The organism is Bradyrhizobium sp. S3.2.6 (assembly GCF_040546885.1).
Lineage (GTDB): Bacteria > Pseudomonadota > Alphaproteobacteria > Rhizobiales > Xanthobacteraceae > Bradyrhizobium > Bradyrhizobium cytisi.
The window spans coordinates 81891-96463 of record NZ_JBEPOS010000007.1 but is presented as its reverse complement, the minus strand read 5'-3'; the positions used below and the strand labels follow the sequence as shown (position 1 = coordinate 96463).

Sequence of the window (14573 nt, the reverse complement as noted above, 5' to 3'; positions counted from 1 at the left end):
TCAGTTCTCCATGGATTCATAGACGAGTTGCTTCAATGTCCGTTGGATGCGCTGGCGCTCGGTCGGGGTCTGTTCCAGCAGCACAAAGAACATGTCCTGCTTGGGGTCGATCACGAAATAGCAACCGGAGGCGCCGTCCCACTTCAATTCTCCGAGATCGCCGGGCGGCGGCGGTTTTGCGTTGCCGGGATCGGTGCGGACGGCAAGACCGAGTCCGAAGCCGAAACCGTCGCCGGGAAAGTAGAAATAGTCACGACCGACGCCGGAATTCGGGCCGACCTGATCGCTCACCATCTGCTTGAACGTCTCGGGCTTGAGGATGGTCTTGCCGTCGAGGCTGCCGCCGTTGAGCAGCATCTGCGCAAAGCGCTCATAGTCCGCCATGGTCGTCACCATGCCGCCGCTGGCGAACTGGATCTTCTTGACGACCGTCGGATCGTTGATCCGGCCGACCCGGAAATCGCTGTCATTCAGCACCGGCTGCGCCAGCAGCTTCTGCTTCTCGGGGTCCGTGACGAGGAAGCCGGTGTCGACCATGCCGAGCGGACCGAGCAGCGTCTCCCGCTCGATATCGAGCAGCGGCTTGCCCGCCGCGACTTCCATCACGCGCGCAAGAATGTCGGTGGAATGGCCGTATTGCCAGAGCGCGCCCGGCTGGTTATGCAGCGGCAGCTTTGCGATGCGCTCGGCGAACTCAGCGAGGTCGAAATCGCCGGCATAGATATTGGCGTCTCGATAGGCCTTGCGGACCAGGCTGTCGCCATAAAAGCCGTAGGTGACGCCTGAGGTGTGCGTCATCAGATCCTTCACCGTCATCGGCCGGTTCGGCGGCACCAGCTCGAGCGACTTGGTGCCGTCCTCGGCCTTCTTCTCGACGCCGACCTTCACATTCGCGAAGGACGGGATGTATTTCGAGACCGGATCGTCGAGCTTGATCTTGCCGTCCTCGAGCATTTTCATCGCGGCAACCGCGGTGATGGCCTTGCTCATCGAGAACAGTCGGAAGATCGTCTTGTCGGTGATCGGCGCCTTGCTGACCACGTCCTGCACGCCGAAGGCTTCGTGGTAGACCGGCTTGCCGTGCTGCTTGATCAGCACGGTTGCACCCGCAATCTTGCCGGTCGCGACCTCGTTCTTGAAGAACTCGGTGACCTTGGCGAGCTTGTCCTGATTGAAATGCGCGCCGGCTGGAATCTCGTAAGTGCCCTCCGCGCGCGCGAGCGACATCGTGCCAAACGAGACGAGCGCGCCGCAAACGAACGCGCGTAGCCCAAAACGTAAAATCATATCCCCTCCCCGGAACATGGCCGGGCGGAGTGTACTGACGGCGTCATCAGGCACAAGGGCTGCCGTGTCGCGCGAGCGCCTCGGCATGGAGTTTGGCGCTTGGCTCGGAGAAGCAGCAGAACACGACCCGACCAACGGATGGCGCGCCGGGCAGCATTTCGACAATCGTGCGGACAGCGATCTCGGCCGCCCGGTCAGCTGGAAAACGATAAATGCCGGTCGAAATCGCGGGGAACGCCACCGAGGTCAGCTTGTGCTTTCCGCACAGCTCCATCGCGCGGCGATAGCAGGAGGCGAGCAGATCGTCCTCGCCGCTTGTGCCGCCGGTCCAGACCGGTCCGACGGTGTGGATCACATGCGCGGCCTTGAGCCGATATCCCTTGGTGATCCTGGCATCGCCGGTGTTGCAGCCATGGAGCGTGCGGCATTCGGCGACGAGCTCGGGTCCGGCCGCCCGATGGATCGCGCCGTCCACGCCGCCCCCGCCAAGGAGCGACGTGTTGGCGGCGTTGACGATGGCGTCAACGCCGAGAGTCGTGATGTCAGCCACGATGATGTCGAGCTGGACGGCGCCGATCCGGCGCGTCAGCACCGTCACGGATCAGGCCGCGACCGCAACGCCCTTCTCGGACAAGAGCTGCTGCAATTCGCCGGCCTGGAACATCTCGCGGACGATGTCGCAACCGCCGACGAACTCGCCCTTCACGTAGAGCTGCGGGATCGTCGGCCAGTTCGAGTAGTCCTTGATGCCGTTGCGCAGTTCGGCCGATTCGAGGACGTTGAGGCCCTTATAGCCGACGCCGATATGGTCGAGGATCTGGACGACCTGGCCGGAGAAACCGCACTGCGGAAATTGCGGCGTACCCTTCATGAACAGAACCACGTCGTTCGACTTCACTTCGTTGTCGATGAATTCCGCGATGCTCATATCCGTGTCCTTCTGGGGCAGAGCCCTCACCTATCAATCCGGGCCGGCTCAGCCGATCTAACCCGATACCTGGCTATATATGTAGCCCAAACCGTTGTGCATCCAAAGTAAAATGGCGGCGAACGGCCCCCCGGGGCCGGGCCTGACGGCCCCGGCCCCATTGCATGACGGCACGAATATCATCAGCGGGGAGGACTTTCATACCGTAACAGAGCCCCTATCTAGGACGAACCTCGGTTTTGGAACCGGGTCCCGCCAACAACGTTCTCTTGTCCTGTCTGGAGAAAAACGTGACGAAACAAGCCTCCGCCACGGCCACCTCACCGCTTTCGTCACGGTCGGCCGCCCCGGACGGCCTCGCGCAGGGGCTGGAGACCGCGTTTCTTGCCGTCCGCAACGAGACGGAGCGCCGAGCCGCGCCGCTCTCGCCCGAGGACCAGCAGATCCAGTCCATGGCGGACGCGAGCCCCATCAAATGGCACCGGGCGCATACCACCTGGTTCTGGGAGCAGTTCTTGCTCGGCGAGCATGCCGCCGGCTACCGTCCCTTCCACCCCGACTTCGCCTTCCTGTTCAATTCCTATTATGTCAGCGCCGGTCCCCGTCACGCCCGCAATCATCGCGGCGACATCACCCGTCCCAGTGCCGACGAGGTCGGCGCCTATCGCCGTTATGTCGATGCGGCGGTCGTCAAATTCTTCCGCGAAGCTGGCGAAGACGAACTCCGCGCTCTGGCGCCACTGGTCGAGGTCGGGCTGAACCACGAGCAGCAGCATCAGGAATTGATGTTCACCGACATCCTGCACGCCTTCGCGCAGAATCCGGTCTATCCGTCCTATGACAAGGACTGGCGCTTTCCAGCCGCGACGCGCACCGGCGACCATTGGCTGACGCTCAACGAAGGCATCCACACCGTCGGCCATGTCGAGGACAGCTTCCATTTCGATAACGAGAAGCCGGCGCACCGCGCTCTCGTCGGCCCGGTCAAGATCGCCCGCAATCTCGTCACCAATGGCGAATGGCTCGCCTTCATGCGCGACGGCGGCTACCGGACCGCAACGCTGTGGCTGATGGACGGCTTCGCCGCGGCAAGCAAGGAAGACTGGCAGGCTCCGGGCCATTGGCGCGAGGTCGACGGCGCATGGCAGCTGATGACGCTCGCCGGCGTCACGCCGGTCGATCCCGACGCGCCGGTCTGCCACATCAGCTATTACGAGGCCGATGCGTTTGCGCGCTGGGCCGGAAAACACCTGCCGACCGAGATGGAGTGGGAGGTTGCCGCGCGCGCCGGCCAGCTCAACGACGCCTTCGGCATCGTCTGGCAGTGGACGCGTTCTTCGTATTCACCCTACCCCGGCTACCGCGCCATTGAGGGCGCACTCGGCGAGTACAACGGCAAGTTCATGGTCAACCAGCTGGTGCTGCGCGGCTCCTCGCTCGCGACGCCGGACGGTCACAGCCGTGTCACATACCGCAACTTCTTCTATCCGCACCACCGCTGGCAGTTCACGGGGTTGCGGCTCGCCGATTACGTCTGAAGTCTTTGAAGTCTCATCCGACGACAAATGCGCGCCGGACAGCGCGTTCAGGAGAGTATCATGAATGTGCATGCCAGCGCTTTGGCCGAAGCCCATCTCCCCGACGAGCAGACGACTGCCTTCGCCCGCGAGGCCATCGGGGACCTCTCGCAGCAGCCGAAAAAACTGTCGCCGAAATATTTTTATGACGCGACCGGATCGGAGCTGTTCGAGGCGATCACGCGCCTGCCGGAATATTATCCGACGCGCACCGAGCTTGCGATCCTGAAGGAGCGCGGCAGCGAGATCGCTAAGATCATTCCCGAACATGCCGCGCTGGTCGAGTTCGGAGCAGGCGCGACCACGAAAGTCCGCCTGCTGCTCAACCATTGCAGGTTCGCGGCCTATGTGCCCGTCGATATCTCCGGCGATTTCCTGAAGGCACAGGCCAACGGGCTGAAGCGGGATTTCCCCTCGCTCAGCATCTATCCGGTGGCCGCCGACTTCACCACGCCGTTCGAGCTGCCCAAGGCGGTCGCGTCCATGCCCAAGGTCGGCTTCTTCCCCGGCTCGACCATCGGCAATTTCGAACCGCATGAGGGGCAGGCCTTCCTGAAGAGTGCCCGTCAGATCCTGGGGAAGGGCGCGCAGATGATCATCGGCGCCGACCTGGAGAAAGAGGAGCGCGTGCTCCACGCCGCCTATAACGACGCGGCCGGCGTCACCGCGCGTTTCAACCTCAATGTGCTGGTGCGGATCAACCGCGAGCTCGGTGGCAATTTCGACCTCTCCGCCTTCAGCCATGGCGCGATCTACAATCACGAGCGGCATCGCATCGAGATGCACCTGATCAGCCGGAAGAGCCAGACGGTGCGCCTGCTCGGGACCAGCTTCTCGTTCAAGGCCGGCGAGAGCATTCACACCGAGAACAGCTACAAATACAGCCTCGAGCGTTTTGCCGCGCTGGCGCAGAGCGCCGGCTGGCGGGTGCGCGAGAGCTGGACGGATGCCGCGAAGATGTTCTCGGTGCACGCGCTGGAGGCGGCGGATTAAACGTTCCGGAGCTACCGGCGGCCGGCGCTCAATGCTCCTCGGCCTCCTCCGGCTTCGATCCCAGCGACACCGACTCCCACACCGCGACGACGATCATGATCGCGCTGGTCGCAACCGACAGCCATAAGGGCGAGAGATCGGCGGCGAACCACCACAGCGCCATCAGCAGGATGATGCCGATGCCGTGCGAGAGCTGGAGAAAGCCGCGGATCGTGTGCTTGAACAGGATGGTGCCGACCAGAAACACCAAGGGACCACCGATCGTGCTCACGATGGTGCGGACGTCGGAATGTCCGGTCGGGTGCTTCAGCACCAGCTCGTCCGAAACCGCGGTCAGGATGATGCCGGCGACGATCGGCATGTGCAGATAGGTATAGGCGAGCCGCGCCAGCCGGCCGGATTCGGCGCTCTTCGAGATCCGCTCGGAGCCGGCCTCGGCGCCCTTGTGGAAATACACCCACCACATCGCGATGCTGCCGACCAGGCACGAGAGGAAGGCCAGGATGTTGTCTGCGGTCCAGTCCAGCTCGGCAAAGGTCGCGCCGTTGACGACGACGGCTTCACCGAGGGCGATAATGATGAAGCCGGCGCAGCGCTCGGCCATGTGGTTGCCCTCGACCGCCCAGGCCTCGACCGACGAGAAGCCCAGCTTCGGCACCCAGAAGCGCACCGCGGGCGAGACGTATTCGATCGTCAGCGCCACGATCCAGAACCACAACCTCTCCTCGCCATGGGCCAGACCGCCGAGGATCCAGAACACCGCGGAGCAGGAGAGCCAGACCAGGATGCGGATCGCATTGTGCCGCACCGCGGTGCGATGGCGCGGGGTCGCAAACAGCCAGAAGGCAGTGCGTCCAACCTGCATGACCGCATAGGCGAGCGCAAACCACAGCCCGCGCCCCTCGAACGCGCCCGGGATGGTCGTCGACAGCACGAGGCCGCCCAGCATCATCAGAAAGATCAGGATGCGGACCGGCGTCAGCTCGGGGTTGAGCCAGTTGGTGACCCAGGCGGTGTAGACCCACACCCACCACACCGCCAGGAACAGCAGCGTGACCTCGACCGCCCCGAGCGGCGTGAAGTGGTGCAGCAGCGTGTGCGAGATCTGGGTGACGGCGAAGACGAAGACGAGGTCGAAGAACAGCTCGGCATTGGTGACGCGGCTCGGCTGGTTCGGCACGACCACGCGAAACATCGCGCCGCGCGGGTTGTCGGCGGCCATCATCGTCCCCGTCGCGCGATCAGGTCAGGTCCAAATTATTCAAGTACTTGGTACGCCGGTTTGCAGCGCCAGCGCATGCAGCACGCCGCCCATCTGACCCTGCAGGGACCGATAGACGATCTGGTGCTGCTGGACGCGGGATTTGCCGCGGAAGGATTCCGAGATCACGGTCGCGGCATAATGGTCGCCATCGCCGGCGAGGTCACGGATGGTCACCTCGGCATCGGGGATTGCGGCCTTGATCATCGCCTCGATATCGTGGGCGTCCATGGGCATTCGGGTCTTGCTCCTTGTGTCGGCTTACAGCCTCGGCGTCGAATCGCCTTGCCGGGGTCCGGCCCTGCAAAGCCAAACTTGCCGGCAGGGCCAAACTTAGCGTGAACGGCCTTCTACGTCACGCCTTCAGGCACTATATCCCTGATCCTATCAGGATAAAGGCACGACAAAGTGCCGCGCGTGGCAGATTGATCGAAAAGGCGTGAAATCATGAAGCTTCCAGGCCCCGACCACCCCATCACCATCACCCAAAACCCCCGGCGCGTCCGCGTCACGGCGGGTGATGTCGTGATTGCCGAGAGCGCCAAGGCGCTGACGCTGAAAGAGGCCAAATATCCGGCGGTGCAATATGTGCCGCGCGAGGATGCCAACATGGCGCTGCTGGAGCGCACCGAGCGCACCACCCACTGCCCCTACAAGGGGGACGCCAGCTATTACAGCATCAAGGCCGACGGCAAGACGCTCGACAACGCCATCTGGACCTATGAGACGCCCTTCCCCGCGATGACCGAGATCACTGGCCATCTCGCCTTCTATCCGGACAAGGTGAAGATCGAGGAAGTGGGGTAGTCCACGTTCTGTGCCGTCGTCATGGCCGGGCTTGTCCCGGCCATCCAGGTTCTTGGCAGTCAGAACGAAGACGTGGATGCCCGGGACAAGCCCGGGCACGACGACTGGGCGTGTGGGAGCAGCGCCGCTACGCCCTGAAGATCGTGAGCCCGAGTATCAGCAGCACCAGGAAGATCACGACGAAGACATAGAACAGGAAGCGGGCGATGTCGGCGGAGGCGGCCGAGATGCCGGTGAAGCCGAGCACACCTGCCACGATCGAGATCAGCAGGAAGATCAGCGCCCATTTCAAGATCGTCATCGCCAGCTCCGCGACAGTGGCCACTGCAATCGGCGGCCTTCGCCGGTTTCGGAAACGCTAACCGCGTTGCGCGGAGCTGGTTCCTAGACGCACGACGGAAGGTCGTCGCGGCACAAACTGCCCTTGCTGAATCGGGTTCCCGGCGGCAGAGTCGTGTAGGGACAGAGGCACAACCGGGGCAACCATGAGCACGATCTCACAGTCAGCGACGATTGGCGCCGAAGCGCATGCTGCGCCAAAAAGCAAGACGCGCAATCTGTCGCTCGACCGCGCCCGCACCTTCCTGACGCTGGTGGTGCTGCTGCATCACGCTGTCATCCCCTATACCTATTTCGGTCATACCGACCCGAAGTCCTTCTTCGGCTTCGACATGATCGTGCTCGCTACCGATAGCTTCTTCATGGCGATGTTCTTTTTTCTGTCGGGCTTGTTTGCGTGGTCAGGCATCGCCCGCAAGGGGGCGCCGAGCTATTTGGCAGATCGCCTGCTGCGGCTTGGGCTGCCGTTCGTGATTTGCGCATTCACGATCATTCCGCTCGCCTACTACGCGATCTCGCTCCGGCACAATCCCGAGATCGGCTTCTCGGAGTACTGGTGGAATATGGTCACGAAGGGCCCGTGGCCGAGCGGGCCGATCTGGTTCCTCTGGGTCCTGTTCGCCTTCGACGTGGTTGCCTGCATCCTGCATCGACTGTCACCCAACCTGCTCGATCCGATCAATCGCCTGTCGCTGCACGGCCGCCGCCGGCCGGCGGTGTTCTTCGCGGTCATGCTTGCCGTCACCGCAGCGTTCTATGTTCCCGGGCTGATGTATTTTGGGCCAAGCAGCTGGTTCGAGTTCGGGCCCTTCTCGGTGCAGCACGGGCGCGTGATGCTCTATGCGAGCTACTTCTTTTTCGGTGCCGGCATCGGCGTCGCGAATATGGACCGCGGACTGCTCGCGGCTGACGGCCGGATGGCGAAGGTCAGTTGGGACTGGATGGTCTTGGCGATCGTTCCGTATTGCCTGCTCTGGGTACTGATCTTCATCAAGCGCGAAATACTGGGAAATCCGTCACCGCTGCCGAACTGGTATGAGGGGCTCTATGCTATCTGCTTCGCTGTCTTCAGCGTGGCCATCATGTTTCTCATCCTGGCCTTCTTCCAGAGGTTCAAACAATCGGGTTCGGCCAGACTACTCGATCCGATGCAGGCGGACGCCTTTGGCATATTTTTGGTGCACTACCCGATCGCGCTTTGGCTGCAATACTGGCTGTTCGACTATGACCTGCCAGCGATCGTCAAGGCGACGATGGGATTCGTGCTGACGGTCGCGTTCAGTTGGGCGCTGACGCGCGCCTTGCGCCAAATCCCCGGGGCAACGAAGGTGCTGTGAGTTTGGGGAGGGCGGCTTACGCCGCCTTCCCGGCCATATAATCCGGCAACCAGCGCTCGTGCGACGTCCGCAGCGTGTCGATCGCAACCGGCGCCTCGCCCGCGATCGCTATCGCATCGCCACCTGTGGTGCCGATCCGCACGCAGGGCACCTCACAGCCGCGCATCTTGGCGAGTACGCGGCCGGCTTCGGTTTCCGGCACGGTGACGAGATAGCGCGCCTGGTCCTCGCCGAACCAGTAGGCCTGCGGCACGAGCGCCACCGGTGCTGCCAGCAGCTTCGCGCCGATGCCACCCGCCATCGCCATTTCGGCGAGCGCGATCAGCAGGCCACCGTCGGAAAGATCGTGCACGGCGGTTGCAGTGCCCGCATGAATCATGCCGCGCACGCAGTCGCCGTTGCGCTTCTCGGCAGCAAGGTCGACCGGCGGCGGCGCGCCCTCCTCGCGACCGCAGATGTCGCGCAGATAAACGGACTGGCCGAGCCAGCCATGGGTGTCGCCGATCAGGAGGATCGCCTCGCCCTCCGCCTTGAAGGCGAGCGACGAAGACTTGGTGAAATCGTCGAGCAGGCCGACGCCGCCGATCGAGGGCGTCGGCAGGATCGCGCGGCCGTTGGTCTCGTTGTAGAGCGAGACGTTGCCGGAGACGACCGGGAAGTCGAGCGTGCGGCAGGCTTCCGAGATGCCCTTCAGGCAACCGACGAGCTGGCCCATGATCTCAGGGCGCTCGGGATTGCCGAAATTGAGATTGTCGGTGATCGCGAGCGGCTTGCCGCCGACGGCCGTGATGTTGCGCCAGGCCTCCGCCACCGCCTGCATGCCGCCCTGGTAAGGATCGGCTTCGCAATAGCGCGGCGTGACGTCGACGGTAAGCGCCAGGCCCTTCGGCCCGTCCTGCACGCGCACGACCGCGGCGTCGCCGCCGGGGCGCTGCATGGTGTTACCGAGGATGACGTGGTCGTACTGCTCCCAGACCCAGCGCTTGCTGCACATGTCGGGCGTGCCGATCAGCTTCTCCAGCGCCGCACCGAGCGCCATCGGCGCCGGCACTTCGCGGGCATGCACGATCGGCAGCGCGGTGGAGGCAACATGCGGACGGTCGTAGAGCGGCGCCTCGTCGCCGAGCTCCTTGATCGGCAGATCGGCCATGACGTCGCCGCCATGCTTGACCACGAAGCGCTTGCTCGGCGTGGTGTAGCCGACGACGGCAAAGTCGAGGCCCCATTTCCTGAAGATCGCCTCGGCTTCCTGTTCCTTCTCGGGCTTGAGCACCATGAGCATGCGCTCCTGGCTTTCCGAGAGCATCATCTCGTAGGCGCTCATGCCGGTCTCCCGGGTCGGCACCGCATCGAGATCGAGGTCGACGCCGAGGTCGCCCTTGGCGCCCATCTCGACCGCCGAGCAGGTCAGGCCCGCCGCGCCCATGTCCTGGATCGCGATGACGCAGCCCTTCTCCATGATCTCGAGGCAGGCCTCGAGCAGAAGTTTCTCGGCGAAGGGATCGCCGACCTGCACGGTCGGGCGCTTCTCCTCGGACTTGTCGTCGAACTCGGCCGACGCCATCGAGGCGCCGTGGATGCCGTCGCGGCCCGTTTTGGAGCCGAGATACACGATCGGCATGTTCACGCCGGAGGCGGCCGCATAGAAGATCTTGTCGGCATCGGCGAGACCGACCGCCATCGCGTTGACGAGGATGTTGCCATCATAGCGGGTGTGGAAGCGCACCTGGCCGCCGACCGTCGGCACGCCGAAGGAATTGCCGTAGCCGCCGACACCGGCAACGACGCCGGACACGAGATGCCGGGTCTTGGCGTGCTCGGGCGCGCCGAAGCTTAGCGCGTTGAGGCAGGCGATCGGGCGCGCGCCCATGGTGAAGACGTCGCGCAAAATGCCGCCGACGCCGGTGGTCGCGCCTTGATAGGGCTCGATGTAGCTCGGGTGGTTGTGGCTCTCCATCTTGAAGACCACGGCCTGGCCATCGCCGATGTCGATCACGCCGGCGTTCTCGCCGGGCCCCTGGATCACCCAGGGCGCCTTGGTCGGCAGGCCCTTCAGATGGATGCGCGAGGATTTGTACGAGCAGTGCTCGTTCCACATTGCCGAGAAAATGCCGAGCTCGGTGAAGGTCGGCTCCCGCCCGATCAGCTTCAGGATGCGCTCATACTCGTCGGGCTTGAGCCCGTGGGCGGCAACCAGTTCGGGGGTGATCTTGGGTTCGTTCTTCATGGATTTTGGGCTTTCGGCGGGCGTTTGGCCGTTCTTAGGAACATCGGGGCCTCACGAAAAGCCCTTTATGACGCATTTTCCCGCTGTCCCACGTTTTGCAAGGAGGGTCGGCGGGAACGGGAATTGCAAGGCGCTGACGGATCGGATTTAAGGGCTAAAGACCCGCAATTGAAGGCCCATTTCCTTGCACGAATTGACCAAAGTCCCCTCTACCCGCCGTCCCGATCTGCACGTCGCCACCGAGGGCGAGTTCAGTGGGTGGCGGACCTGGATTCGCGATAGTTTTGAGAGCCATATCGGCCCGTTCTGGCACAAGATCGAGGACGACGGCAGCATTCGCTGCGCCTTCCGGGTCGAGAAAAAGCACCTCAACGGCTCCGGAAATGTCCACGGCGGCTGCTTCATGGCCTTCGCGGACTATTGCCTGTTCGCAATCGCCACCCACGAGCTGAATGGCCCGGCCGTGACCACCAATTTCGCCTGCGATTTCCTCGACGCGGCGCGCGAGGGCGAGCTGGTCGAATGCACAGGCGAAGTGTCCCGGGCCGGCGGCTCCCTGATCTTCCTGCGCGGCAAGCTGAGCTCAGCCGACCGGCCGCTGTTCACGTTCTCCGGCACGATCAAACGCGTGAAGCGGAAGCCGGCACTGCAGGCAAGCGCATAGCGCCGCACTTTTCATTTTCGCACCGCTAGCTAGCGCGAACCTCTACTGCTTGCCCTCGTCGGCCAGCATCTTCCGGTATTTCTCCACGTCGCGCGTCACGAGCTTTTGCAGCACCTCGGGCGTGTGCTCGTCGGGATCGGGCGCGACGGTCGACAGCTCGGCAAAACGCTTCTTCACCGCGTCGGTTTCCACGGCCGCGCGCGCAGCCGCGTTCAGCCTGGCGATGATGGTCGGCGGCGTGCCCTTGGGCGCGAACAGGCCGTTCCAGCCCTGCGCCTCGAATTCGGGCAGGCCGGCTTCGGCTGATGTCGGCAGATCGGGCAGCGTCGCGAGCCGTACCGTCGAGCCGACCACGAGCCCTTTCACCAGCTTTTCGTTGATCGACTGCGAGACCGAGGCCGCTGCGTCACAGACGCCGTCGATCTGGCTGCCGATCGCATCGGTCAGCGCGGGCGACGCGCCGCGATAGCCGACCAGCGTCGCGTCGATCCCGGCGGCCGTCACGAAACTCTTGCAGATGAGGTAGTTCGACGAGCCGACGCCGGCATGGCCGAGATTGATCTTGCCCGGGTTGGCCTTGGCGTAGGCGATGAACTCCTTCAGATCTTTCGCCGGAAAATCCTTGCGTAGCGCGATGATGCCGAAGGTCTTGGCCACCATGCCGATCGGCGCAAAAGACTCCGGCGTGAACGGCAGCTTGGGATAGATCGTGTAGGTCGCGGCATTGGTGCCGGCATTGCCGATCGCGATGGTGTAACCATCAGGCTCGGCACGCGAAGCGCGTGCCAGCGCGGTCGAGCCGCCGGCCCCCGCAACGTTCTCGATCACGATGGACTGGCCGAGCGCCACGCCCATCTGTTCGGCCACCGTGCGCGCGATCACGTCCGAGGTGCCGCCGGCCGCGAACGGCACGATCATGGTGATCGGATGTTTTGGAAAATCCTGCGCGAACGCAGCCGTCGCGAACAAGAGCACCGCGAACGCGGCGAGTGCACGCTTCACCACGAAGGAAATCACGCGGCCTTTTCCAGATGCGCGGTGAGACCTGCGAACAGGCCGCGGCCATCGGTGCAGCCCATGATGTCTTCGACGTGGTTTTCCGGGTGCGGCATCATGCCGAGCACGTTGCCCTTGTCGTTGACGAGGCCGGCGATGGAATGCGCCGCGCCGTTGATGTTGTGGTTCTCGTCGACCGCACCGTCGGCCGAGCAGTAGCGATAGAGCACCCGCCCCTCGCCCTCGATGCGCTTGACGGTTTCTTCGTCCGCCTCGTAATTGCCCTCGCCGTGCGCGACCGGCACGCGGATCACCTGGCCGGCATTGTAGCCGCGGGTGAACGGCGTATCAGAGCGCTCGACGCGCAGATGCACGTCCTTGCAGATGAATTTCAGCCGAGCATTGCGCATCAGCACGCCCGGCAGCAGGCCGGATTCGCAGAGGATCTGGAAACCGTTGCAGACGCCGAGCACGAGCCCGCCCTTGGCCGCATAGTCGCGCACCGCATCCATCACCGGCGCCCGTGCCGCAATCGCACCACAGCGCAGATAATCGCCGTAGGAGAAGCCGCCGGGAACCACCACGAGATCGGTGCCATCAGGCAGCGACGTCTCGGCGTGCCACACCATCGCAGGCTCGTGGCCCGAGATCAGCCTCAGCGCGCGCGCCATGTCGCGCTCGCGGTTGATTCCGGGAAAGACGAGGATGGCGGCTTTCATGATTCAGGTTCCAACGAGGGTGGGAATCGGGTTGGCCCGCGGGCCAAATCGTGAAGAGACATAGCCATTTGACGGGGATTTTACCAGTGCTAGCCTCGCCGGACGGCCTTGTGCACAGGCCATGACCACGGCGCGTCTGCCCAAGTATTTTGCCCGGGATTGAAGCCATGAATGTCCCGTCACTGCCCACATCCGAGTCCGAACCGGTCTCCGCAGAGGGCGTCGTCGCCGCCGGCGCCTATGTCGATGGCCGGCGCGTCGCCAACATCGCCATCAGCGAGGCGTCGAGCTGGCGGGCCAAGCCCGGCCATGTGGTCTGGATCGGGCTGCACGAGCCCGACATGGCGCTGCTCGGCGCGGTGCAGAAGCAATTCGACCTGCACGAGCTCGCCATCGAGGACGCCAACAACGCCCATCAGCGGCCCAAGATCGAGCAATATGGCGAGGCCCTGTTCATCGTCGCGCGCACGGCGCAATTGATCGAGGGCCGGATCGCCTTCGGCGAGACCCACATCTTCATCGGCGACGGTTATCTCGTGACGGTCCGTCACGGCGCCTCGACCTCCTACACGGCGGTGCGCGAACGCTGCGAGAGCTGTCCGCGGGCGCTGGCGCGAGGCGAGGACTATATCCTCTATGCGATCCTCGATTTCATCGTCGACAACTACTCCCCTGTGCTCGAGAGCATTCACGAGGAGGTCGAGGAGATCGAGGACTACGTGCTCTCGAACGCGATCACCAAGGCGCAGATCGAACGGCTGTACATGCTGCGCCGCGACCTGTTGCGGCTGCGCAATGCCGTCGGGCCCCTGGTCGAAGTCTGCCGCCGGCTGGAGCATGACGAGCTGTCGATGGTGCGCCCGGCGATGCAGACCCTGTTCCGCGACGTCACCGACCACGTCCGCAACATCCAGGAGCGCATCGATTCCATGCGCGAGGTGCTGGCCTTCGCTTTTGAGGCGAGCCTGCTGGTCGGCCAGGCGCAGGAGACGGCGGTGTCGAAGAAGCTCGCCTCCTGGCTTGCGATCCTGGCCGTCCCGACCGCAGTCGCCGGCATCTATGGGATGAACTTCAAGTACATCCCGGAGCTACAGCTGGAATACGGCTACTTCATCGTGTTGGGATTGATGGCGCTCGCCTGCCTCGGATTGTACTGGCGCTTCCGCCGCGTCGGATGGCTGTGACGCGCCCGCACGAGTTACACGATCTCGACCCGGTAGTTCTCGATCACGGTGTTGGCGAGCAGCTTGTCGGCAGCGTCCTTCAGCGCGGCTTCCGCCTTGGCCTTGTCGGCGCCGGCGAGCTCGATGTCGAACACCTTGCCCTGCCGGACGCTGGCGACGCCGTCGACGCCGAGCGACTTCAGCGCGCCTTCGATGGCCTTGCCCTGCGGATCGAGGATGCCGGTCTTCAGGGTAACGGTAACACGTGCCTTCAC

At 63.7% G+C, this 14573-nt stretch carries 16 protein-coding genes; 6 read left to right on the top strand and 10 right to left on the bottom strand.

The features are described from left to right. Genes ABID58_RS15625 through grxD form a run of 3 tightly spaced genes read right to left on the bottom strand, consistent with a single transcriptional unit; the run spans position 1 to position 2215 of the window. Positions 1–1287: a serine hydrolase domain-containing protein gene (locus ABID58_RS15625; protein WP_187434866.1), complete on the bottom strand. Its 1287-nt coding sequence runs from the start codon at positions 1285–1287 to the stop codon at positions 1–3. A gap of 46 nt (positions 1288–1333) precedes the next feature. Continuing rightward, on the bottom strand, positions 1334–1885 hold the full coding sequence (locus tag ABID58_RS15620) for an O-acetyl-ADP-ribose deacetylase (RefSeq protein ID WP_354033273.1): 552 nt from the start codon (positions 1883–1885) through the stop codon (positions 1334–1336). A 3-nt stretch (positions 1886–1888) separates the two neighbouring features. Further along, a complete protein-coding gene (gene grxD, locus ABID58_RS15615) occupies positions 1889–2215 on the bottom strand; it encodes a Grx4 family monothiol glutaredoxin (RefSeq protein ID WP_148751473.1) in 327 nt (108 codons plus the stop codon). A 239-nt stretch (positions 2216–2454) separates the two neighbouring features. Here grxD and egtB point away from each other — a divergent pair, with 239 nt between their 5' ends. Beyond that, on the top strand, positions 2455–3753 hold the full coding sequence (gene egtB / locus ABID58_RS15610) for an ergothioneine biosynthesis protein EgtB (RefSeq protein WP_354033272.1): 1299 nt from the start codon (positions 2455–2457) through the stop codon (positions 3751–3753). 60 nt (positions 3754–3813) lie between these two features. Further along, the gene (gene egtD, locus ABID58_RS15605; RefSeq protein WP_354033271.1) at positions 3814–4785 is read left to right on the top strand and encodes an L-histidine N(alpha)-methyltransferase; all 972 of its coding nucleotides are present in this window, start codon (positions 3814–3816) and stop codon (positions 4783–4785) included. 28 nt (positions 4786–4813) lie between these two features. Here egtD and ABID58_RS15600 read toward each other — a convergent pair whose 3' ends face one another. Both ABID58_RS15600 and ABID58_RS15595 read right to left on the bottom strand, forming a co-directional pair. After that, positions 4814–6007 carry a low temperature requirement protein A gene (locus ABID58_RS15600; RefSeq protein ID WP_354033389.1) on the bottom strand — a complete coding sequence of 398 codons (1194 nt, stop codon included), beginning with the start codon at positions 6005–6007 and terminating at the stop codon, positions 4814–4816. A gap of 39 nt (positions 6008–6046) precedes the next feature. After that, entirely contained in the window at positions 6047–6283 is a 237-nt protein-coding gene (locus ABID58_RS15595) for a BolA/IbaG family iron-sulfur metabolism protein (RefSeq protein WP_148751469.1), read from the bottom strand. 210 nt (positions 6284–6493) lie between these two features. Here ABID58_RS15595 and ABID58_RS15590 point away from each other — a divergent pair, with 210 nt between their 5' ends. Then, the gene (locus ABID58_RS15590) at positions 6494–6853 is read left to right on the top strand and encodes a DUF427 domain-containing protein (protein WP_148751468.1); all 360 of its coding nucleotides are present in this window, start codon (positions 6494–6496) and stop codon (positions 6851–6853) included. 127 nt (positions 6854–6980) lie between these two features. Here ABID58_RS15590 and ABID58_RS15585 read toward each other — a convergent pair whose 3' ends face one another. Beyond that, on the bottom strand, positions 6981–7154 hold the full coding sequence (locus ABID58_RS15585) for a DUF1328 domain-containing protein (protein ID WP_027548646.1): 174 nt from the start codon (positions 7152–7154) through the stop codon (positions 6981–6983). A gap of 184 nt (positions 7155–7338) precedes the next feature. On the opposite strand from ABID58_RS15585, the gene ABID58_RS15580 reads away from it, so the two are divergent. After that, complete coding sequence (locus ABID58_RS15580; protein WP_354033270.1) at positions 7339–8529, top strand: acyltransferase family protein; 1191 nt, start codon at positions 7339–7341, stop codon at positions 8527–8529. Between the two features lie 16 nt (positions 8530–8545). Here ABID58_RS15580 and purL read toward each other — a convergent pair whose 3' ends face one another. Continuing rightward, on the bottom strand, positions 8546–10756 hold the full coding sequence (purL, locus tag ABID58_RS15575) for a phosphoribosylformylglycinamidine synthase subunit PurL (protein ID WP_354033269.1): 2211 nt from the start codon (positions 10754–10756) through the stop codon (positions 8546–8548). A 184-nt stretch (positions 10757–10940) separates the two neighbouring features. Between purL and ABID58_RS15570 the strand changes: the two genes are divergently transcribed. Beyond that, a complete protein-coding gene (locus ABID58_RS15570; RefSeq protein WP_354033268.1) occupies positions 10941–11420 on the top strand; it encodes a PaaI family thioesterase in 480 nt (159 codons plus the stop codon). Between the two features lie 42 nt (positions 11421–11462). Here the strand turns inward: ABID58_RS15570 and ABID58_RS15565 are convergent, their stop codons facing one another. Together ABID58_RS15565 and purQ are read right to left on the bottom strand one after the other, a co-directional pair. After that, positions 11463–12437, bottom strand: coding sequence for a tripartite tricarboxylate transporter substrate binding protein BugD (locus ABID58_RS15565; RefSeq protein WP_148751464.1), 975 nt, complete (start codon positions 12435–12437; stop codon positions 11463–11465). Then, a complete protein-coding gene (gene purQ, locus ABID58_RS15560) occupies positions 12434–13135 on the bottom strand; it encodes a phosphoribosylformylglycinamidine synthase subunit PurQ (RefSeq protein ID WP_354033267.1) in 702 nt (233 codons plus the stop codon). Before purQ ends, ABID58_RS15565 begins: the two co-directional genes overlap by 4 nt. A 167-nt stretch (positions 13136–13302) precedes the next feature. On the opposite strand from purQ, the gene corA reads away from it, so the two are divergent. Continuing rightward, complete coding sequence (corA, locus tag ABID58_RS15555; RefSeq protein ID WP_148751462.1) at positions 13303–14319, top strand: magnesium/cobalt transporter CorA; 1017 nt, start codon at positions 13303–13305, stop codon at positions 14317–14319. A 14-nt stretch (positions 14320–14333) separates the two neighbouring features. Here corA and purS read toward each other — a convergent pair whose 3' ends face one another. Next, positions 14334–14573, bottom strand: coding sequence for a phosphoribosylformylglycinamidine synthase subunit PurS (gene purS, locus ABID58_RS15550; RefSeq protein ID WP_148773046.1), 240 nt, complete (start codon positions 14571–14573; stop codon positions 14334–14336).